Origin of the sequence: Sphingorhabdus sp. 109 (assembly GCF_902506555.1) — a bacterium.
Classification (GTDB): domain Bacteria; phylum Pseudomonadota; class Alphaproteobacteria; order Sphingomonadales; family Sphingomonadaceae; genus Parasphingorhabdus.
On record NZ_LR732707.1, the window covers coordinates 169,313 to 190,118 of the forward strand.

Below are 20,806 nucleotides of genomic sequence, written 5' to 3' on the forward strand. Positions count from 1 at the left end.
ACTGACAATGCTGCTCAAAAAACAGGCATTTATCGCGATGCATGACCAATATTTGGGCAGGCAGTTGCCGCCAGATCAGCGCGGGGTTGGCGCGGTCATCTCGGGCAGGTTTTCCTTCGTCCAGATTGACCGGTTCACGACATAGTGGCGGATATTTTCCACCTGCGCGTCGCTGAGCTGTGATCCGAAGCCCACCATGCCGTGCTGCTTGAGCGCGCCGCCGGTGACAATCGAGGCCCATGCTTGGGTGTCGGGCAACACGCCGCTGATCCGCAGATCAGGCGTGAAGCCGTTGCCGATCGCGCTGTCGCCATGGCAGACGAGGCAATTGCGTCCGTAAAGGCCTTTGCCGGCGGCAATCTGTTCCGGGGTGCCGGTCTGCACCGGCGGATCCCAGGTCACTTCGCCTTTTTCAGGGAGCGGCGGGAAGGCGGCCTTGCCGCCGAGTTTCAACACCACCAGCCGGGGAATATTCGGTAGCTGGCGGGTAACCCCGCCGGCAACGCCCGCGACCAGCGGAAAGGCACCGCCCTTGCTGGTCAGGAAAGCGACATATTGCTCGCCGTCGATCATATAGGTGGAGGGCGCGCTGACGATGCCGGACTGCATCGGCAGGCTCAGCAATTCGGTGCCCTTGTCGGCCGAATAGGCCTTGAAGAAGCCGGTGCTGGTACCCTGGAAGACCAGATTGCCTGCGGTCGTCATCGTGCCGCCGTTCCAGGCCGCCGGATAATCGACGCCCCATTCGACCTTGCCGGTCTTGGGGTTGAAGGCGACCAGCCGTCCGGTGGTTGCGGCAATCGCGGCCTTGTAGACATCCTTGTCATCGGGCAGCTGGCCAATGGCCCAGCCGATTCCGACGTTGAAGCCCAGCCGTTCGCGTTTCTTGTCAATCTCCGAAACCGGAACTTCATAACCCTGCGGAATCTGCTGGGCCGGAATATAGACAAGGCCGGTCTTCGGATTATAGCTCATCGGATGCCAGTTATGCGCGCCCAGCGCGCCGGGGATCGCGACAAACGGCTCCTTGGTCTTGTAGAAGCGGGCGGCGGGATTTTCGATCGGCCGGCCGGTGGCGAGATCATAGCCTTCCGCCCAATTGATTCCCTCGACAAAGGGTTCGGCGCTGATCAGCGTGCCGTCGAGCCGGTCGATAACGAAGAAAAAGCCGTTTTTCGGGGCGTGATACAGCACTTTGCGCATCTTGCCGTCGATCGGCAGCTCGGCCTGGATGATATGCTGGGTCGCGGTATAGTCCCAGGTCTCGGCCGGCGTTTCCTGATAATGCCAGAGATATTTGCCGGTGTCGGGGTCGACCGCGACAATCGAGGAGAGGAACAGATTGTCGCCTTCGCCGCCCGAGCGCAGCCCGTGGTTCCACGGATTGCCATTGCCGACGCCGAAATAGAGCTGGTCGAGGTCCTCGTCATAGACGATGCTGTCCCAGACCGTGCCACCGCCGCCGGATTCCTTCCATTCGCCATCACTCCAGGTCTTGTTCGCCGCCTTGGCGAAAATCTCGTCACTGGCCGCATTGTCCGGCTTTCCTTCCGGATTGGGTACCGTGTAGAAGCGCCATTTCAGCAGTCCGTCGCGGACATTATAGGCCGAAACATAGCCGCGCACGCCGAATTCCGCGCCGCCATTGCCGATGATGACCATATTCTTGACCACCCGCGGGGCGCCGGTGATCGTATAGGGCTTGCTGTTGTCGGTGGTCTGGGTTTCCCAGAGCCGCGCGCCGGTATTCGCGTCAAGCGCGATCAGCCGGCCATCGATGGTGCCGAAAAACAATTTTCCGCGATTGATGGCAACGCCGCGATTGACCACGTCGCAACAGGCATCGACCGCTTTTTCGCCAGCCACGCCGGGATCATAGGACCAGAGTTCCTCGCCGGTCTTCGCATCATAGGCAAAGACCTTCGACCATGCGGTGGAGATATAGAGCTTGCCATCGACGACGACCGGGGTCGCTTCCTGTCCACGGGCGTCGGGCAGGTCCTTGAACCAGGCAATGCCGAGTTCGCTTACATTGCTGTCGTTGATCTGGCTGAGCGGGCTGTGCCGTTGTTCCTTGGCGTCAAAGCCGATATTGTCCCAGTCGGCGTTGACGACCGCGTCGCTTGCTGCGGGATCGCTGGTCTGGCTCTGGCAAGCCACCAGCAATAGAGGAGCCAATAAAAATCCCAGCCTGCGCATAACCCGTCTCCTAAAAGTCGCCGAACGGTCTGCCGTCCGTGCAATTTAACTGACTAGCTAAACTTTGGGCGGCTGGTCAAGGACAATGGAGTGACAAGCGGCGGTTCATGCCTGTGCCAACACCGTTCCGATACCGCGGCTGTCGCTAGCCGTCACTACTCTCTAACCGCAATTCCATACCCGACCCTTCGGCGCGCCAATCGATCGATGCGCCGAGCGAGGTGGCCAGCGAACTGATTACCTTGGTTCCCAGGCCCGAATTGGCGGCCGCCCGCTCAGCGTCCTGCGGTCCGGCTGATCCGTTGTCCTTGCAGACAATGGACCAGCGGTCATTCTCTATCGCAATCTCGCATTCGATTGCACCGCCGGCAGCCGAAAGGCCGTGCTTGACGCTGTTCGATACGAACTCATTGAAAATCAGCAACAGGCCGTTGGCGAGATGCGGGGTGGCGTGATCACCGCTGACCGAGGTCGCAAGTGATATGCCCTCGGGCAGCAATTGCTGGAGGTCCAGGCTGACGCGCCGGAACAGCGAGGCAAGATCGACCAGCTGTCCCTGTTCCAGATCGTGCAACTCGGCGTGCAGCGACGAGAGCGAGCGGATCCGCAGGCTTGCATCCTCGAGCGCCAGCCGCACTTTTTCATCCGGCGCGACGCGCGCCTTCATTGAAAACAGCGAGCCGATCGAGGCCAGCGAATTTTTCACCCGATGGTCGATTTCGCGGCGCAGCACCTGTTCGCGTTCCAAGGCCTGGCGCAGGTCCAGTTCCCGCATCACCTGATGCGAAAGGATCCGGATCACCTTGCGCTGCTGGTCGCTGAGCACGCGCGGCTTGTTGTCGAGCACGCAGAGTGTGCCCAGCGGCAGGCCGTTGGCGGCTCGCAATATCGCTCCGGCGTAGAAGCGGAACCCGGGATCGCTGGTGCACAGTGGATTGTCGGCCATCCGTTCATCGGCGAGCGTGTCTGGGATTTCGACAAAATCACCCTGCAGGATCACATGGCCGCACAGGCTGGTGTCGATTGGTGTCGATCGCACGCCCAGACCGACCTCGGCCTTGAACCACTGTCTTCCCTCGTCGATGAAATTGACTACCGATACCGGCGCGTCGCACAATTGCGCGGTCAGCTCGACGATCTCGTCGAATGCCTGCTCGCGCTCGGTGTCGAGTATGCCATAGCGGCGCAGTTCGCGCAGCCGCTCGGCTTCTTGCGGATGGAGTTCGGGCTTCATCATTTGCTGATAGCATATCGGTTGGGAGAAGGAAGGGACTCCGGCGCCGGCGAAACATGCGCGCTGCATTTTTCACTCAATGGCTCGGGCTGGGCCGGTTGCGGTCAGCACCATTTCGACGGCTTTTGCCGCTCCGCCGATAACGACTCGCCGCAGGACCCGCTCGGGCTGCCCGCAGAAAGGGCGATTCCGGCGGCCATGTTCATCGAGGCGACAGCATGGCCGCGCCAGTCCGGCGGCTGCTTGTTCACAGGCGGCGTCCGCGCCGTCCCGATCATGCCGCAAACCGAAAGGAAGATTGACAGGCGGCATCCCATCATCCCAGGTCCGGCCAGCCTGAAAGCCACGGGCACGGCGAGGCCGGACAGATTCCACCGAAGGAGAAAATCATGCGCACGAATTTCCATCCAGCGACCGCCAGCCTGCTGCTCGCTTCCGCTGCTTTCTTGACCCCGGCCAGCGTGCTGGCCCAGCAAGAAGCGCCCGGCGATATTGTCGTTTCCGGCCAGCAGGAAATCGACTTTGCCACGGCTATGGCAGAAGCGCCCGCAGGTCCCGAAATTGAAGGCGTCATTTCGGCGCGCCGCGACGACCGGTTGCAGGTCACCGCGGAAGACGGCGTGCGGACGGTTATCGGCTTCAATGAAGTGACCGAGATCAGGGCCAGCAAAGGCCTGTTCGGCATCGCCCGGGAAAGTCTGGGCGGCGAGGCGCTGCTCAATGGCTTGCCGGTTACCGTGAAGACGGTGCAGCTGGGCAATGATCTGGTCGCGCGCCAGATCAAGCTGAAGGGCAGTGATCTCAAGACCGCGAATATGATCCACAATGCCACCGCCCAGGGATTTGCCGAGCAAACTGCCGCAACCGAAGCGCTGCGCAGCCGGGTCAGCGATATTGACCAGTATAATGTCAAGGGTACGACCAATGTCTATTTCGACACTGGCAAGGCGGCGCTGTCTGCAAATGGCAAGGCCGACCTGTGCGCAACCACGGCGGCAGCCGATGACATGGACAACGCGCTGATCCTGGTGGTCGGCTATACCGACTCTACCGGCGACTATGACTATAACCAGCAACTCAGCGAGAAACGCGCCAGCCGCGTGGTCAACTATATCCAGCAAAATTGCGGCTGGAAGCCCTATCGCATGCTGACCCCGACCGGCATGTCCGAGGCCGACCCGATGGCGAGCAACGACACCGCCAGCGGCAAGGCGCAGAACCGTCGTGTTGCGGTCAACATCTTGGTCAGCAAGGGCCTCGACGGCCTCTGAGCAGGGCTGACGGATAGCGCGGGGCGGCTATGTCTGCCCCGCTTTCATTCTGTCTTGTGGGGAAAGATGCCGGTGCGACGGGCGCTGTGACCGGTCCTGTGCCCTAGCGCTGGTGGCGCCGGCGCTCCCCCTTGCGCCGTTCGTCGTTGCGGCGTTCCGGTCCTTTATAGTCCGGGTCGTCGCGGACACGACGATCCAATTGGCGGCGGTCGGCGGGCGATCCGTCGGCTGGATTTCTGCTAGACATATCCTTTGCTCCCCCTGAACAAATATATGCGACCTTTCAATAGTTTATTCTAAATATTGCAGACTGTAAACCATAAGTTTGCCGGCGCTGCGAAGCCGCGTACTTGCGGCAAGCATGCCCGGCGGCCGTCAGCCCGGGTGATGGGCCAGGCGAGGCCGCCGGGCTGACGTCGCGTTGTCCCGGGAGGGCAGGTCAGCGCAATTAGCTGACGTCGGTGGTCCGCAGATAGGGCCGGTGCTCGGTCCAGCCTTGCGGGAACAGGCCTTTTGCCTCTTCGTTGCTGATCGATGGCGGGATGATCACTTCCTTGCCGATCTGCCAGTCGGCCGGCGTCGCAATCCGCTTGCGGTCGCTCAGCTGCAGCGCATCGATGACCCGCAGGATCTCGTCAAAATTCCGTCCGACGCTCATCGGATAGGTCATGGTCAGCCGTATCTTCTTGTCGGGATCGATGATGAACACCGACCGGACTGCAGCGGTCTCGCTTTCGTCGGGGTGGATCATGTCGTACATCTTGGCGATCGACAGGTCCGCATCGGCGACGATCGGAAAGGTGAGGTTGGTATTCTGCGTGTCGTTGACATCGGCAATCCACTTGCGATGTTCCTCGGCGGTATCGGTGGACAGGCCGAGCGGCTTGGTGTTGCGCGCGGCGAACTGTTCGGCGAGCTGCGCGGTGCGTCCCATTTCGGTGGTGCAGACCGGGGTGAAGTCGGCCGGATGGCTGAAGAAAAATACCCAGCTGTCGCCGGCCCAGTCGTGCAGGCTGATTTCGCCATTCTGGGTGTCGACGGTGAAGTCCGGGGCGGTGTCTCCAATATGCAATGTCATGCCATTTCCTTTCTGATGGTGGAGCGCTTGTACCGCCCCGATCCGGAAATTTCCAATTCATTTACTCAATTACATTAATCGGATAAATGTAAATTGGCGATGGGCTCTCCGCCGTTGTCCTGTGGCCGTTGCTGCGCTGTCTCCGACGGGGCGCTGTGCTGGCGACCCGCGCCCCGCCGGACTGTTGCGCGCGACTCAGTAGATATTGGCTACGATCCGCACGATCAGATTGTTGCTCAGCCGCACGAGCAGGGCATCATTGCCGGCCCGCACCCAGACATAGCCGCTCGCCGGTGCCGACAGCTGGCGGTGCTGGCGATAGTCGATCCGCCGGTAATTCGGCGCCTTGGAGCGAACGAACCGCTGGCCCTTCGAGAAACCATGGCTGGAGCTGGCGGATTTCGGGGGCGTAGCCGTGGCGCGACTGCTGCCGGTGTTGCTGCCGCTGGTCTTGCTGTTGCTGGTCTTGTTGCCAGCGGCCTGGCTGTTGTGGCCGGACTGCTGGCTGCTCTGCCGGCCATCCTGGGCGCTGTGGCTCTGCGTGTTCTGGCCGTGGTCGTTGCGCTGGTCCTGCTTCTGGGCCAGCGCGCCGGCGGGGGCCAGAAGCGCCAGGGCGCACAGGGTGGAGATCGTCTTTTTCATAAATATGTCCTCTTGTTGGGGGTAGTGACGGGATCATGATAGGCGCGGGGTGTCCGCCCGTCGCCGCAAAAACTGTCGTAAATTGTCGCCGGATCGCGACATTGAGCCGTGCGCCGTAATAGATTCCGCGGCGGCATTGGGAGGGGGTGGGAGGCGAGCAACAAAGGGAGAAGCGGCGGGATGGTTCTCGGGGGAGAATTCTTGGGGTATTTTCCACCATCCATATTTGCCGCTCTGCTGCGTCGCCTCCCTATTGACGGGTTAGCCGCGCATTGTGGAGAGATTATGGATGGGGTGAAAGGACAGGGCGGTGAGCAGACGCGCCGCCACCGAGCGCATGCCGTATCTTGCAGATATGCACAGAACGGGATGCTGGTCGTGCGCATCCTGCAGCACAGCATAGATATAGAGCGGCATTGAAAAGCCAGGGCCGCAGCGTTTCGACAATCTGCGCATCCACCCTGTCGTTTCGGATGTTTGCTCATACCATTGTAAGTTTGACCGATGAGCAAGCTCTTGAACTTCGCTATTATTCGGCCGACTGGCTCCAGTCCAATCTAGCGGTTTTATACCGGGTAAGGCCGACTGAGGCACTGAGTATTTTTGACGGGTTCCTACGTCCGTTTCTCAACGCCGCTCCAACATTCACGAAAAGCAGCATTGGTGAAACAACTATTGCTGGAGAGGTCCAGGTCACTTCTGAGGTTTCAAACGGAAAGGCAATTAATAGTCCCATCGGCAAGTTACCTATAGGCTTTCGCGCGAGAATGACGCCGAAGAAAGCAACGCCAAACAGCATTCAATGGAGGCAATACAGTTACTTGATGCGATCACAGGTGACGATCGGATTACGGTACCCTTTGGGCTTGCGGACGCCCTAAGCGTTCTCGGGGAGACAGATCCCCGAGTCAGGGAACCTCCGGAGTTTCGCAGGCTCATCGCTTTGGTCGAGTAGACAACAACAGCAATAGTGTGCCGGGTCTAGATCAATGGCTATTTGGATCCACCAACGCCTTTAAAGCCACCTCTCAGCAAGCCCAAAACCTAATAAGGCGGGCAATCCAGTCCAGTCGGGCTCTTCGTAAATATCTCGTTCCCGTCCTCGGTAATCCCGATACTATGCTCGAACTGCGCCGTCAGCGACCGGTCGCGGGTCACCGCCGTCCAGCCGTCGTCGAGCATCTTGCAGGCATATTTGCCGATATTGATCATCGGCTCGATGGTGAAGAACATGCCGGGGCGCAGTTCCGGGCCGGTGCCGGGGCGGCCGGCGTGGACGACTTCGGGGGCGTCGTGGAACATCTGGCCGAGCCCGTGGCCGCAGAAATCGCGGACCACCGAATAGCGGTGGGCTTCGGCGTGGCTCTGGATCGCGTGGGCGACATCGCCCATCCGGTTGCCGGGTTTCGCCTGCTCGATGCCCAGCATCAGACATTCATAGGTGACCTGGACCAGCTTGCTCGCCTTGATCGGGGTCTTGCCGACCAGATACATGCGGCTGGTGTCGCCGTGCCAGCCGTCGACGATCACGGTCACGTCGATATTGACGATATCGCCCTCGTTCAGCTTCTTGTCGCCGGGGATGCCGTGGCAGACGACATGGTTGATCGAGGTGCAGCAGCTATGCGTGAAACCGCGATAGCCGAGCGTCGCGGGGACCGCGCCGGCGGCAAAGGCCTGCTGGCGGACCATGTCGTCGAGCGCGCCGGTGGTCACGCCGGGGACGACATGGGGGACGAGGCTGTCGAGGATCTCGGCGGCCAGCCGTCCGGCCTTGCGCATGCCTTCGAACCCTTCCGGGCCGTGCAGCTTGATCGCGCCGGTGCGGGATTGCGGGGTGGTGTCTTCTACGGTCATATAGTCTGTCATGCGGTCTATATAGGCATCGCGGCGCGGTTTGGCGATACCCCAATATGGCTGATTTTTGGATGATATTAACCGGATCGGTCTATGGCTCCGGCGCAGTTATGAATATGATTTCAGGGGCCTGATGCAAAACCGCCTAAAATATCTGTTGCTGGGCCTGTTCCTGCTGGCCGGAGCCGGGGAAATCTGGCGGCGGCTGGCGATGCTGGCGAGGCCGGAGATCCAGCCGGCGGGGCTGGTCGCCTTTGCCGGATTGTTCGTGCTCTGCACGATCAGCCTGACCGGCTTTGCCCTGGTCCGGAACGGCTGGCTGCGCTGGCCACTGGCGCTGCTGCTGGCGGCCGGGTCGCTGCTGGTTGACGGCTATCAATGGGCGGTCGGCGATTTCATGGATTACGAGAGCTTCGTCACGATGGTCGAAAGCGCCGGCGATATCGGTAGCGCCGTGGCGCAGCAGGGCGGGGTGCTGGCGCTGGCGACGGGCCGGGCGGCGCTGTTGTTGTTCGCCGTCGGGCTGCAGCCGGCGGCCGGGGGCGGTCTTTGGGCAAGCGGCGCGCGATGGGCGGCGCTGCCGGTGATGCTGGGCCTGTCGGTGTTGCTGTTCTTCCGCGGTGGCGAGGGGAGCAGCGGCCTGCCGTCCTCGCACAGCGGCGCCAGCCTGGCGCTGCTCTATGCCTATGACACGGCGACCACCGACCGCAGCCCGCGCCGCGCGGTGACGCTGCAGCCTGAGGGCAGGGAGGCGGGCGGCGATATCGTGCTGATCATCGACGAGAGCATCGCCGGCGCCTATCTCGATATCAACAGCGCGCACGGTGTCTATTCCGGGCTGGGCACGGACGGCGCGGCGGGCGATGTTCCGGTCCACAATTTCGGGCTGGCGACCGCGATCAACCATTGCAGCGTCGGCAGCAATGTTACCCTGCGCTTTGGCGGCACCCGCGACAATTATCGCGAGACCGTGCGCAGCGGTCCCTCGATCTGGGCCTATGCCAGGCGCGCCGGGCTCGGCACCGTCTATCTCGACGCCCAGCGCACCGGCGGCCGCTACCAGAACCGGATGGACGATGCCGAACGCGCGCAGATCGATGTCTGGGAGCAATTTGCCGATGTGCCGGTGGTCAACCGCGACCATGCGGTGGCCGACCGGCTCGCGGCCTATCTCAAGGACGGCGAGCCGCAGCTGATTCTGGTCAACAAGGTCGGTGGTCATTTTCCGGTCAGTGACAAGTTCCCGTTGAGTCACGCAAAATATCAGCCGATGCTCAAGCGCGGGCTGATGCCCGATGTCAGCGATATGGCGGGGCGGGACGGGATGGACGGCCGCGCGGCCAACTGGCGGCTCTATCGCAACAGCTATCGCAACACGCTGCTGTGGAGCGTCGGCGGCTTTTTCGACCGGCTGTTCGCGCAGGCCGGGCCGGCAATGGGACCGGATGGCGCGACGCTCCTTTACACCTCCGACCATGGCCAGAGCTTCCACGAGCGCGGTGGTGGCGGCGAGGCGACCCATTGCACGCCCGCGCCGCAGATCGAGGAAGGCGTTGTGCCGCTGGTGGTGATCGGCGGCGTGGCTGACGGAGAGCCGCGCGCGCGCTGGGCAGAGGCGGCGGCAGCGGGCCGGGACAGGAGGTCGCATTATCGCATCTTCCCGACGCTGCTCGGTCTGATGGGCTATGCGCCGGACGCGGTCGAGCCGCTCTATGGCCCCGATCTTTTTTCCGCCGCACCCGATCCGTTCACCTTCAACACCCGCTTCAACGCGCGGCTGGGCAGCGAGCCGGTGTGGCTGCACGTGCCGCTCGACAAGATCGCCCGCCCGCCGCTCTCCGACTATCGGGCGCCGGCGACAGGCAGCACCAAATAACATATTCCCAAAGCGCCCGGCATCGCTCTATAGCAGCGGCATGAGCAAAGAAAAAATCTGGACCGCCGCGCTGATCGTGATCGGCGATGAAATCCTCTCCGGCCGCACCCAGGACAAGAATATCGCGCAGATCGCCAGCTGGCTCAACGTCCAGGGCATCCGCCTTGCCGAGGTCCGGGTGGTCGCCGACGACATGGACCATATCGCCGAGGCGGTGAACATATTGCGCGCGCGCAACGACTATCTGTTCACCACCGGCGGCATCGGCCCGACCCATGACGATATCACCGTCGACGCGATTGCGAAGGCTTTGGGCGTCGAAGTCGTGATCCACCCCACGGCGCGCGCGATCCTGGAGAAATATTACGCCACCCGCGGCGGCCTCAACGAAGGCCGGCTGCGGATGGCCCGCGTGCCCGAGGGCGCCGAACTGATCGAGAACCGCATGTCCGGCGCGCCCGGCATCCGCATCGAGAATCTGTTCTTGATGGCTGGCGTGCCCCATATCACCGCCGGCATGCTCGACGCCCTCACCGGCACGCTCGAGGGCGGCGCGCCCTTGCTCAGCGTGACGCTCGGCGCCTGGGCCCCGGAAAGCGAGATTGCCGATGTGCTGCGCGCGGCGGAAAAGGCGCACGAAAGCTGCGTCATCGGCAGCTACCCCTTCTTCCGCAATGGCACGGTCGGCGCCAATTTCGTCGTCCGCTCGACCGACCCGCACGAACTGGAAGTCTGCCGCGTTGCGCTGAAAGCGGGACTGGAAGAAGCCGGCTACGAGGTCACCGACGGCGGGATTTAGGCCGGGCTGGGCGCGTGCCCTTGCGCAGACAGGGGCCTATCTCTGCTTGCTCGGCGAGAGGGCTAGCCAAGATTGCATGCAAAACTTGAATCCGTGCGCAAATCCACCATTAGGCGCCCAGGGCCCGTCTCTCGACTGCGCTCGAGACGAACGGCCTTTCCCGTCTCCCTTCGTCATCCTGAACGTGTTTCAGGATATCGTAGGATCACCCGCTCGCTTTTTTCCAGCCATGCCGAACCCATATCGGAAGCGCCAGCGTGCAGGAAAGGCCGCTGGATCGGGGCGATGGGCGATGCGGGGAGCCGGAGAGGGTAATCAAAGGATTCTTGCCCCGGTCACCGTAATTGCACGTCACCCCCGGCTCACAACCCCGGCGAGATCGGCGTCACATCCCCCGCCCCGCCGCGCCGCTCTCCGGTCGCAGCCGGACGGTCGCGGTGCTTGCGGCCCATGGTCCAGTTATTCTGCATCCGCACCATCGGGTTCGGCGCGCACCAGATTTCGCCGCTGTCGTCGATCGCCGTGACCCAGATCAGATTATGTTCCGGCCCATAGTCGATCACCCCGTGGGCCAGCCCGTTGCCCCGATCGACAACAAACACCGGCAGCGGCGGGTCAAGCTGGGTAAAGGCCATCAGCCCGCCCCCCGCGGCGCCATCACCGGCCGCCCGGCCAGCGGCGACCGACCGGCCGCGCCGTCGGCCCGCGCCCGCGCCGGCATCAGTGCCAGCCGCAGCGTCCCGCGACGCCGATTGGCCGCAGCTTCCTGTTTCTTCCCCTTCGTCCCCCCGTCCGATTGCTTTGCCATATCGGCCTCCATCAAAATATTATTGCCACCCCATGAAACGCCGCCCCCGCGCGGAGGTTGCGCCGGCGGTGCAGTTTTCGGGATGGATGCGGGGAGGGGAAGGAAAGCGGTTCCCCTTTCAAGGGGCCTGTCATCCTCATCCTGAACGCGTTTCCCTCGCGCTGGCCTTCGGCTCAGGCCCCCCACCGGCACCGCCCGATCTCACGGCATCCTGAACCCGGTTCAGGATGCCGAGTGCCGCTCGCTTGCTTCCCCTCGGCCGCCGCGCCCCGCCGCATTTCGTGCCTCCAGCTCCGCCGCCCGCTGTTCGGCCGCCCGGATCCGCTCCTCTGCCGCGTGCAGCCGCGCGTTCTCCGCCTCGCGCTCCCTTGCGTCCCGCGCCAGAAATCCCCGCCGCATGGCGTCCAGCTTCCGGTCGAGCGAGGCGCGCACCTGTTCCGCCTCCTCGCGCTCGTCGATCTTCTTGCCCTCGGCGTCAAAGCGCACGCCGTCCTGCCATTCTTCCCAGGTGATCACCTGGTCGGCGGTGCGCGATCCGATCCGCCCGCCGAGATCGCCGCGCTTGATCAGCAGCGCCATCAGCGAATCCGACGGCGCCACCCGCCGCTCGACCTCCGCTCCGCCCCGGTAGATCACCGTCTCCTTGCCGATGGTTGCATGTTCGTGCGCCACCGCGACCAGCCCGCGCAGCCCGTCGGCCAGCGCCGCGTCCCAGAGCTCCGCCATCGCCGGATCGCGCCGCCGCAGCCGATAGGCCGAGGTCGTCGAAATCCCCGCCACCCGGCAGGCGTCGGCGACACAGCCGCTTTCGCGCAGCACCGCCAGAAACGTCTTCTTCCGCGCCTCGGTCCAGCCGTCGTGGCGGGGTTTGCGAGGGCTATTCGTGAGTGGGTTCCTGGGTTTCTTTGCCATATTCACCGTCGTCATTACATGAGTCGTCATCCTGAACTCGTTTCAGGACCCCCACCGGCACAGCATAATCTCAAGGGATCCTGAACCAGGTTCAGGATGACGAGGTTCAGCAAAACGAGCCTATCCCCCGTTCGAGTGTTAATTGGTGGATTTGGTAAATTGTCACCGTAACTCGGTGGTGGGTTGAGCGGGTTGTTCGCCGCCGAAGGGCGGCGCCCAGAACAGTCCTGTCGGATCGGTAATTAGTGCATTTAGTAAACTGTCACCGTAATTACATAATTAATCTGGGTCAGCAAGTCGATGGCGAAGATTTTCGCCGGATCGCCACGCTCAAATATCATTTTACCATCGGCTATGAGGTGACAGCAGCCAGCGTGAATATCGTCGGCATATTCTGCCATCAGGACAGGGAGGTTTAGGGGTTTTATCAATTCCCTCGTTGGGGATTGTTGCGCCTGTCACCGTAATTTAACTTGCGGTTAGCAATTTATCCAAAAGCGGATCCATATCCTCTAACACCAGATTGTAGGCATTGCTCGAGAGTAGTGATTTTTTCGTTTTCATGCTAATAACTTTGTCTTCGATTTTGACACCATGCAAACTCACCGTGCCCAATATTACTTGGGCTCCCTCAGGTTTCTGTGAAAACGCAAAGTCGATCATTTTCTTGGCGTTTGCTTCATCTTGATCTTGTTGGATTGGAGTATCAATTATGATCGGACACATACAACTCGTAGAATATTCCTTTATCGTATGAAGAATGGCATAATAGTAGGCGAGATGGGCGCGTGGTAGATCGCTTCCAGTTTCATGGATTGTTGGATTTACCGTTTTATAGTCGCGCTTTTTCAACGTGTCAGCATCAAGAATTTTAACAAATTTTGCTAATTTATCCGCATAGAAATCAACTATTCCTGCTCGACGCTTGGTGTTTGAAATGGTCGCCATTTCTCCTTCTGATCGTTCTATTTTAGATTGCTGACTTCGGATATCTGCATCAAGTTCAGCAAATCCCTCTTTGATGGTCCCATCAATGAGCCTTTCACTTTCGTCCTTGAGCATGTCTCTCAATGTCACTTCACCCCGTGCCTCCTCCAGAATCTCGTCAATTTCTGAAATTTGATCGCCATAAGTTTTGAGCCTAGCCAACTCCGAGTTCATATCTTTTTCGATTTTTATTAAGGCTTCACGCGCTTCAGAAAGGAAAGTTCGGCAAGCATCCGCATCTGCAACTAAACCAAATCGATTGACGAAATCGTTTTGATGTTCAGTACCGCAAGTCGGGCAGACTACTATGTCCTCGATAACTTTATCAGTATATTGAAAATCTGAGTCGAGCTCCCTGAGCGCAGATTTTGTGATCTCAATTTCTTCGACGACCAAAGACCTCTTTGAGCTTTTTCGTCCTAACCGCTCTTTGATTTCGTCATATTTTTCCTGAAGCGTATTGGTTTTTTCTAACAACGCTTTGATACGCAATTCAAACAACTCTGGTTCCAAAGCAATACCCATTGGATCACGTGAACCCTCGAGCCTTTTTGCTGCTCGTTCCAACGCTGAACGCTCTTCTTCAAGCTGTTTGAGTAACCTTTGGGCCTCATCTCTGGCCGCTTTGGCGATATAATATTCCTTCGGGCGTATTCCCGTATGGAAATTTGACATTGTGTCCGCATGTTTCGTGAACATTTGAAGGGATTCAAAGGAAGACCAAGTTTTCTGCCACCCAGAGTCTTGGTCAACATAGAAGGGTAAAAAACAAAATGCTGGTGGAGGAACAACTGGAGATCCGAACCTTGGACTTAATTTTAGTTTAAAATCGAGAAGTTCTGCCACAAATGGTCCAATTACCTTTGTGACGCTGGATCCTGAAATTAAGAGATTGTTGTCAGGATCAAATATGCCAAATAGGTTTCCAGACCGCAATATCCTGTAAGCTTGATTGTCGATTGTGAAATCCAACAATATATTGGCTTGGGCAGTACGCCAAGTGTCATTGTTTTTTGCTGGATCTGCCCCGAAAGCAGCATAAATGGATTTTATGAAAGACGATTTCCCTGTGTCATTCTGTCCAATTACTGCGTTATCGAATTCCGAAAATGTCTCAACTCTCGCCTTCTTTTCTCTTCGCGATAACAGAGAGAGCTGTTGAAATTTTAAGTTTTTCATGTCGGTTCTTCCTGAGACTTCTAATCAAGCGTTTGAAATTTTCAGTCTTTGTCTCTCGAATATATTTCATAAATCACCATCGCTTTAAGTCTGTAACTACTGAACGGTACAATAAGGGGAGCACATACTTCTTTTATTTCTTCTGCTGTTTCGTCGACAAGAATCGTCAATGATGAAATATCAGACGATGCCTTTTCCAATTGCTTTCGAATGTATAGCCGCGCAAGTCGAATAGACTCATTCCCCGGATCAAGCGCTTGAGCTCTATATGATTGCCACTGATCCCGAATTTTCAGTTTTTCCAAAATTCCACAATGAAGTTCTGGTGCAATTTCAGACCAAGCTGGCATCATCGATGTGGCTTGAACACTGTCAAGCCAAGACTGCACATCTGATCGAGAAATTCCTTTTTTCTGAACGATATGTTCGAATGAATTTAACTGGTCTTTGAATATGGACTTCTTCCGACATTCGCTCACAATTGCTTTGAAAAGCGTTTCAAGGTCAAATTCAGTCGCACCCAAATTTACTGTCACAAGGTCATGTAGTTTGCCTTTGGCGTGCGTTGCTGGGTCTTCCAAACTCAGTTCAGTTTTTTCAAATCCCAAAAGCGAAATCTGCGCATCAGTTGCGTTCGGGTATTCGGATTTTACTGCTTCTGCGATTTTCGCAAAGTCGCTTGGATTGCAATCTTTGAAACGAAAATTTGTCGACGAGATGTTCAAGCCGCACGGAGCATTTGAAACAAAACATACCGACGAAATGTAATCTCCAAATTTTTCGATATTATCAAACATTTTGCCTAAGATGGATGGCAGATGCGTTTCAGTTTCTGGATCTTGTTCAACGTTCTTTTTAACTGCTTTTTTCTTCCGGTATTTTAAATCGGCGAGTGACCACAGTGCTGTCGACGATTTTGTTTTTACTTGGAAGAAGTCGGCAGTTTTTGGGGATTCGAAATCATCGAGCAAAACTATATCGTCATGAAATTCAAACAAAACAGCATAATTCTCATCGCTCAAATGTTGCTTGCAGATGAGGGCCAGGCCCCAATAGGTTTGGAAATCAAAGCGAGCTTGAGTCAGAGATCCAGAGGTCTCTCTAAGTGGTTCACCAGCTAATTTGTTTGGCAAAGACATAATATATCGAAATTGTATGAAGACCGGTGCTCTGATTATCAATATAAATCGGTCCTTGAGTGGACAATGGCTTCAAGTTCTAGTTGAGATTTTGTGCATAACTCCATTACTCTAGGAGGGTATCTGACCGTTGCGCCTTTAACCCCCCTGCGCTAAAGCCCACCCAAACCCGACTCACCAACCGTTTCGCGCTGCCCGCAGCGCTCTCCCCATTCGGTTGAACCAACGATAAAACACGGAGCAAAAAATCCATGACAACCACCGGCAAAGACTCACTCGGCACCCGCTCGACGCTCAGCGTCAACGGCACCGAATATAGCTATTATTCGCTCGCCAAGGCCGCCGAAAAGCTCGGCAATATCGACAAGCTGCCTTATACGCTGAAAGTGCTGCTGGAGAATATGCTGCGATTCGAGGATGGCGGCTTTACCGTGGACGCGAAGGATGCGCAGGCGGTGGTGGACTGGCAGAAGGAAGCGAAGAGCGCGGCGGAAATTCAGTACCGCCCGGCCCGCGTGCTGATGCAGGACTTCACCGGTGTGCCCGCCGTGGTTGACCTCGCGGCGATGCGCGACGGGATCAAGGCGTTGGGTGGGGATGCTGAAAAGATCAACCCGCAGGTGCCGGTGCATCTGGTCATCGATCACTCGGTGATGGTCGACGAATTCGGCACGCCGCAGGCTTTTGAAAATAATGTGGCGCTGGAATATCAGCGCAACATGGAGCGTTACGAATTTCTGAAATGGGGTTCGCAGGCGTTTGACAATTTCTCCGTGGTGCCGCCGGGAACCGGTATCTGCCACCAGGTGAATCTCGAATATATCGCGAAAGCGGTCTGGTCGTCGAAAGATGCCGACGGCAATCTGGTCGCCTATCCCGACACCTGCGTCGGCACCGACAGCCACACCACGATGATCAACGGTCTCGGTGTGCTCGGCTGGGGCGTGGGCGGAATCGAGGCGGAAGCCGCGATGCTCGGCCAGCCGGTCTCGATGCTGATTCCGCCGGTGGTCGGTTTCAAGCTGACCGGCAAGCTGGCCGAGGGCATTACCGCGACCGATCTGGTGCTGACCTGCGTGCAGATGCTGCGCGAAGTCGGCGTGGTCGGCAGCTTCGTCGAATTTTACGGTCCGGGGCTGAAGGAACTCTCGCTCGCCGATCGCGCGACGATTGCCAATATGGCGCCGGAATATGGCGCGACCTGCGGCTATTTCCCGATCGACGAAAAGACGCTGGAATATCTCGAACTGACCGGCCGCAGCGCCGACGAAATCGCGCTGACCGAAGCCTATGCGCGGGAGCAGGGCTTCTGGCGCTATGACGAAACCACCAAGGACGCGATCTACACCAAGACGCTGGAGCTGGACATCAGCAGCGTCGTGCCGTCGCTCTCCGGTCCGAAACTGCCGCAGCAGCGCGTGTCGATGAGCGAGCTGGACGAGGAATTCAACCGCGACCTGCAGAAGGTCTTCGGTGTCGAGGATGATGGCAAGCGGGTCGATGTCGAGGGCAGCGATCACGGCTTTGCCCATGGCGATGTCGCGATTGCCGCGATTACCAGCTGCACCAACACCTCCAACCCGAGCGTGCTGATCGCCGCCGGTCTGGTCGCGAAGAAAGCGCGGGAAAAGGGTCTGCAGCGCAAGCCATGGGTGAAAAGCTCGCTGGCGCCGGGATCGCAGGTCGTGACCGACTATCTCAACAAGGCGGGATTGCAGGATGATCTGGATTATCTCGGCTTCAACCTGGTCGGCTATGGCTGCACCACCTGTATCGGCAACAGCGGCCCGCTGCCGGCGCCGATCAGCAAGGCGATCAACGACAATGGCATTGTCGCCGCGTCGGTGCTGTCGGGCAACCGCAACTTTGAAGGTCGCGTGTCGCAGGACGTGCAGGCCAATTATCTCGCCTCGCCACCGCTGGTGGTCGCCTATGCGCTGAAGGGTACGGTCCGCCAGGACATGTATGAAACGCCGATTGGCCAGGGCAGCGACGGGCAGGACGTCTATCTCAAGGATATCTGGCCGACCAACGCAGAGGTCAACGAGGCGATGGGCGGAGCGGTCAACCGCGAAATGTTCATGAGCCGCTATGCCGATGTGTACAAGGGCGACGCGGCCTGGCAGGATATCGACGTCACCGGCGGCGATACCTATCAGTGGCGCGCGGGCTCGACCTATGTTGCCAATCCGCCTTATTTCGACGGCATGACGATGACCCCCGAACCGGTCGGCGATATCATCGCGGCGAAGACGCTGGCCCTGCTGGGTGACAGCATTACCACCGACCACATCTCGCCAGCCGGCGCGATCAAGGAGGACAGCCCTGCCGGAGAATATCTGAAAAATCATCAGGTTAGCAAGCAGGACTTCAACAGCTACGGCTCCCGCCGCGGCAACCACGAAGTCATGATGAGAGGCACTTTCGCCAACATCAGAATCAAAAACGAAATGGCCGACGGAAAAGAGGGCGGTTACACCAAATATAATGGCGAGATCATGCCGATCTACGACGCCGCGATGAAGCACAAGGCCGACGGCACGCCGCTAGTCGTCATCGGCGGTGAACAGTATGGCACCGGTTCCTCGCGTGACTGGGCGGCGAAGGGCACCAACCTGCTCGGCGTCCGCGCTGTTATCGTCGAAAGCTACGAGCGGATCCACCGTTCGAACCTTGTCGGCATGGGCGTTCTTCCCTTGCAGTTCGCCGAGGGATTTGATCGCGAACTTCTCAGCCTCGATGGCAGCGAAAGCTTCTCCATCAAGGGCGTCGCAACGCTGAAACCGCTGCAGGAAGTGGAAGTCGAAATGACCCGCGCCGACGGCACGACCTCGACTTTCCGGACGATTTGCCGGATCGATACCGCCAATGAAATGGAATATTTCCTCAACGGCGGCATCCTGCATTATGTGCTGCGGAATCTCGCGAGCTAGTCAGCCGCATCAAATTGTGCATAGTCGGGGCATAGGAGAGAGACTCTATGCCCCGACTGCGCGAAATACCGCGAGCCGAAGTCACCGACGACTATGTCCTCGGTCTTTACAATATATTGTTCGGCGATCGCGATCCGGTGGCGGAACCCGGCACGGCAACCGGGACACCGGGCAACTGGTGGACCGTCTTCGCCCAGGTCCCCGACGCTTTCAGACATAGCAGCGAGGGTTTCGGTTTCTACCGTTCGCCCAATCGCAAACTCGACCCCAAATTGCGCGAGCTTGGCCAGATCCGCGCCGGCTATGCCGTGGGATCACAATTCGTCTATTCCCAACACAGCAAGGCCATGCGCTTCGAGGGCTATTCCGAGGAGCAGGTCCAGGCGATCCCCGACTGGCAGGTCGCCGACTGTTTCAGCGATGTCGAGCGGGCGGTGCTCGCTTATACCGATTGTCTGGTGCTCGAACGGGGCAGGGTACCCGATGGTGTTTTCGCGGCGCTGAAAAAGCATCTGGGCGAAGTCGAGATACTCGAACTGACCTACATCACCTGCACCTATATGATGCACGCGGTGATGAGCCGGGCGCTGAAACTGGAATTTGACGATGTGCCGGAACGCGTGGTCGAAGTGCCAGCCCCCGATGGTGCAACCGCCGACGTCATGGGCATGGTCGACAAACGGAAAGGAGCCTAGCCATGAGCTATCACCATCTCGCCCTCGCGGCGAAGGACATGAAAGCCATCCACGCCTTTTACGAAGGGGTGATGGGCTTCGAACTAGTCAAGGTCGAAATCGCGCCGGTGATGGGCGGCGGCTGGGGCAAGCATTTTTTCTATCGGATGGATGGCGATGACAGCCGGTTCATCGCTTTCTGGGAGCTCAATGATACACCCGGAGAAGTCGGATATAAGTTCGATCTCAACGAAGCCGCCGGAACGCCCCAGGGCACCAACCATTACAGCTTTGCCGTCGATACGCCCGAGGAACTCATCGCCTGGCGCGAGAAGTGGAACGCCGCCGGTCTCGACGTGCTGGAGATCGACCATAATTGGTGCCACTCCGTCTACACGCGCGATCCCAATGGCAATATGGTGGAATTCTGCCTGACCACCGGCAGCTTCACTGATGCTGACCGCCAGCGCGCTCTGGCTGCGCTGGACGAAAGCGAAATGAAACCGTCGCCGCCACCGGCGATGATGAAACAGTGGCTGGCCACAGACGCTTAGCTGGCGACATAAAGTTCCGGTTTGGCGCTGGCAGATTCGCTGTTCGCCTGCAGTCCGGTCAGGATCGTGTTGATCACGATCCGGAGACGATCTTCGGTCGCCAGATGCATCATCTGCATCATGAGCTGGGGATTGCAGAAGGGCTGCATCATGGTGTTGACCAGGGACACGACCGTGTCGAGGTCCAGCCCCTTGAAATAGCCCTTGTCCATCGCCTCGGCGAGAATCGAGGCCATATAGTGATCGGCCAGATCGACATAGCCCTTAATCACGTCAAAATGCTCGTTGCCGAGTTCCATATAGGATTCGAAAAGCTCGGGGTCTTCCTCGTAACGCTCCCGCTTTATCACAACGCGCCGGGCGAAAAACTGGTAGAGCTTTTCTTCCACCGGCATGTCTGCAGTTACCAGCTCCTCCATGATCGCCAGCAATTCGGCAAACCATTCTCCCGCCATGGCTTCCGCCAGCGCGTCCTTGCTTTCGAAAAAGCGATACAGGTTCGATGGCGACATGCCCACCGCGGATGCGAGGTCGCTCATTGTGAAGCTGATGGCACCGCGTTCTTCGATCATCTTGTCGGCGGCAGCGATTATTTTCGCTCGCGTGGCAGCAATGTCGGTTTCGGGACGTGGCATAGACTGTCTCCTCCCCAGGATATATGACA

The 20,806-nt window shown here is 58.7% G+C and carries 20 protein-coding genes; 7 read left to right on the top strand and 13 right to left on the bottom strand.

The genetic code is table 11. The features are described 5' to 3' along the window. Positions 1-75: 75 nt before the first annotated feature. From BOSE62_RS00825 to BOSE62_RS00835, 3 genes are all read right to left on the bottom strand, one after another. Entirely contained in the window at positions 76-2,199 is a 2,124-nt protein-coding gene (locus BOSE62_RS00825; protein ID WP_159640476.1) for a PQQ-dependent dehydrogenase, methanol/ethanol family, read from the bottom strand. 145 nt (positions 2,200-2,344) lie between these two features. Further along, on the bottom strand, positions 2,345-3,436 hold the full coding sequence (locus BOSE62_RS00830) for a sensor histidine kinase (protein ID WP_236553754.1): 1,092 nt from the start codon (positions 3,434-3,436) through the stop codon (positions 2,345-2,347). A 101-nt stretch (positions 3,437-3,537) separates the two neighbouring features. Then, positions 3,538-3,840, bottom strand: a complete 303-nt coding sequence (locus BOSE62_RS00835; protein WP_159640479.1) for a hypothetical protein — start codon at positions 3,838-3,840, stop codon at positions 3,538-3,540. Here BOSE62_RS00835 and BOSE62_RS00840 point away from each other — a divergent pair. After that, positions 3,823-4,704, top strand: a complete 882-nt coding sequence (locus BOSE62_RS00840; RefSeq protein WP_159640482.1) for an OmpA family protein — start codon at positions 3,823-3,825, stop codon at positions 4,702-4,704. The two genes, BOSE62_RS00835 and BOSE62_RS00840, sit on opposite strands and share 18 nt — an antisense overlap. A 103-nt stretch (positions 4,705-4,807) precedes the next feature. Here the strand turns inward: BOSE62_RS00840 and BOSE62_RS00845 are convergent, their stop codons facing one another. From BOSE62_RS00845 to map, 5 genes are all read right to left on the bottom strand, one after another. After that, positions 4,808-4,951, bottom strand: coding sequence for a hypothetical protein (locus BOSE62_RS00845; RefSeq protein WP_201295624.1), 144 nt, complete (start codon positions 4,949-4,951; stop codon positions 4,808-4,810). Between the two features lie 201 nt (positions 4,952-5,152). Beyond that, positions 5,153-5,782, bottom strand: coding sequence for a peroxiredoxin (locus BOSE62_RS00850; protein ID WP_159640485.1), 630 nt, complete (start codon positions 5,780-5,782; stop codon positions 5,153-5,155). Positions 5,783-5,977: 195 nt separating this feature from the next. Then, the gene (locus tag BOSE62_RS00855) at positions 5,978-6,424 is read right to left on the bottom strand and encodes an RcnB family protein (protein ID WP_201295625.1); all 447 of its coding nucleotides are present in this window, start codon (positions 6,422-6,424) and stop codon (positions 5,978-5,980) included. A 261-nt stretch (positions 6,425-6,685) separates the two neighbouring features. Then, the gene (locus tag BOSE62_RS00860; RefSeq protein WP_159640488.1) at positions 6,686-6,841 is read right to left on the bottom strand and encodes a hypothetical protein; all 156 of its coding nucleotides are present in this window, start codon (positions 6,839-6,841) and stop codon (positions 6,686-6,688) included. A gap of 627 nt (positions 6,842-7,468) precedes the next feature. Next, on the bottom strand, positions 7,469-8,293 hold the full coding sequence (gene map / locus BOSE62_RS00865) for a type I methionyl aminopeptidase (protein WP_159640491.1): 825 nt from the start codon (positions 8,291-8,293) through the stop codon (positions 7,469-7,471). A 121-nt stretch (positions 8,294-8,414) separates the two neighbouring features. Here map and BOSE62_RS00870 point away from each other — a divergent pair, with 121 nt between their 5' ends. Next, complete coding sequence (locus tag BOSE62_RS00870; RefSeq protein WP_159640494.1) at positions 8,415-10,157, top strand: sulfatase-like hydrolase/transferase; 1,743 nt, start codon at positions 8,415-8,417, stop codon at positions 10,155-10,157. A 40-nt stretch (positions 10,158-10,197) separates the two neighbouring features. Continuing rightward, positions 10,198-10,956, top strand: coding sequence for a competence/damage-inducible protein A (locus BOSE62_RS00875; RefSeq protein ID WP_159640497.1), 759 nt, complete (start codon positions 10,198-10,200; stop codon positions 10,954-10,956). 362 nt (positions 10,957-11,318) lie between these two features. On the opposite strand, the gene BOSE62_RS00880 is transcribed toward BOSE62_RS00875, so the two are convergent. After that, positions 11,319-11,591, bottom strand: coding sequence for a hypothetical protein (locus tag BOSE62_RS00880; protein WP_159640500.1), 273 nt, complete (start codon positions 11,589-11,591; stop codon positions 11,319-11,321). A 395-nt stretch (positions 11,592-11,986) separates the two neighbouring features. Beyond that, on the bottom strand, positions 11,987-12,676 hold the full coding sequence (locus BOSE62_RS00885; RefSeq protein ID WP_159640503.1) for a hypothetical protein: 690 nt from the start codon (positions 12,674-12,676) through the stop codon (positions 11,987-11,989). Positions 12,677-12,921: 245 nt separating this feature from the next. Here BOSE62_RS00885 and BOSE62_RS00890 point away from each other — a divergent pair, with 245 nt between their 5' ends. Further along, a complete protein-coding gene (locus tag BOSE62_RS00890; RefSeq protein ID WP_159640506.1) occupies positions 12,922-13,095 on the top strand; it encodes a hypothetical protein in 174 nt (57 codons plus the stop codon). A 49-nt stretch (positions 13,096-13,144) separates the two neighbouring features. Here BOSE62_RS00890 and BOSE62_RS00895 read toward each other — a convergent pair whose 3' ends face one another. Together BOSE62_RS00895 and BOSE62_RS00900 are read right to left on the bottom strand one after the other, a co-directional pair. After that, a complete protein-coding gene (locus BOSE62_RS00895) occupies positions 13,145-14,842 on the bottom strand; it encodes a hypothetical protein (RefSeq protein WP_201295626.1) in 1,698 nt (565 codons plus the stop codon). Positions 14,843-14,883: 41 nt separating this feature from the next. Then, on the bottom strand, positions 14,884-15,981 hold the full coding sequence (locus tag BOSE62_RS00900) for a dsDNA nuclease domain-containing protein (protein WP_159640509.1): 1,098 nt from the start codon (positions 15,979-15,981) through the stop codon (positions 14,884-14,886). A 251-nt stretch (positions 15,982-16,232) separates the two neighbouring features. Here BOSE62_RS00900 and acnA point away from each other — a divergent pair, with 251 nt between their 5' ends. From acnA to BOSE62_RS00915, 3 genes are read left to right on the top strand one after another with little or no spacing between them, the layout of a single operon-like run. Next, positions 16,233-18,914, top strand: a complete 2,682-nt coding sequence (gene acnA, locus BOSE62_RS00905) for an aconitate hydratase AcnA (protein WP_159640512.1) — start codon at positions 16,233-16,235, stop codon at positions 18,912-18,914. Between the two features lie 47 nt (positions 18,915-18,961). Further along, complete coding sequence (locus BOSE62_RS00910) at positions 18,962-19,609, top strand: carboxymuconolactone decarboxylase family protein (protein WP_159640515.1); 648 nt, start codon at positions 18,962-18,964, stop codon at positions 19,607-19,609. A gap of 2 nt (positions 19,610-19,611) precedes the next feature. Continuing rightward, the gene (locus BOSE62_RS00915) at positions 19,612-20,142 is read left to right on the top strand and encodes a VOC family protein (protein ID WP_159640518.1); all 531 of its coding nucleotides are present in this window, start codon (positions 19,612-19,614) and stop codon (positions 20,140-20,142) included. Here BOSE62_RS00915 and BOSE62_RS00920 read toward each other — a convergent pair. After that, the gene (locus tag BOSE62_RS00920) at positions 20,139-20,777 is read right to left on the bottom strand and encodes a TetR/AcrR family transcriptional regulator (protein WP_159640521.1); all 639 of its coding nucleotides are present in this window, start codon (positions 20,775-20,777) and stop codon (positions 20,139-20,141) included. The genes BOSE62_RS00915 and BOSE62_RS00920 overlap by 4 nt on opposite strands. Positions 20,778-20,806: the final 29 nt, after the last annotated feature.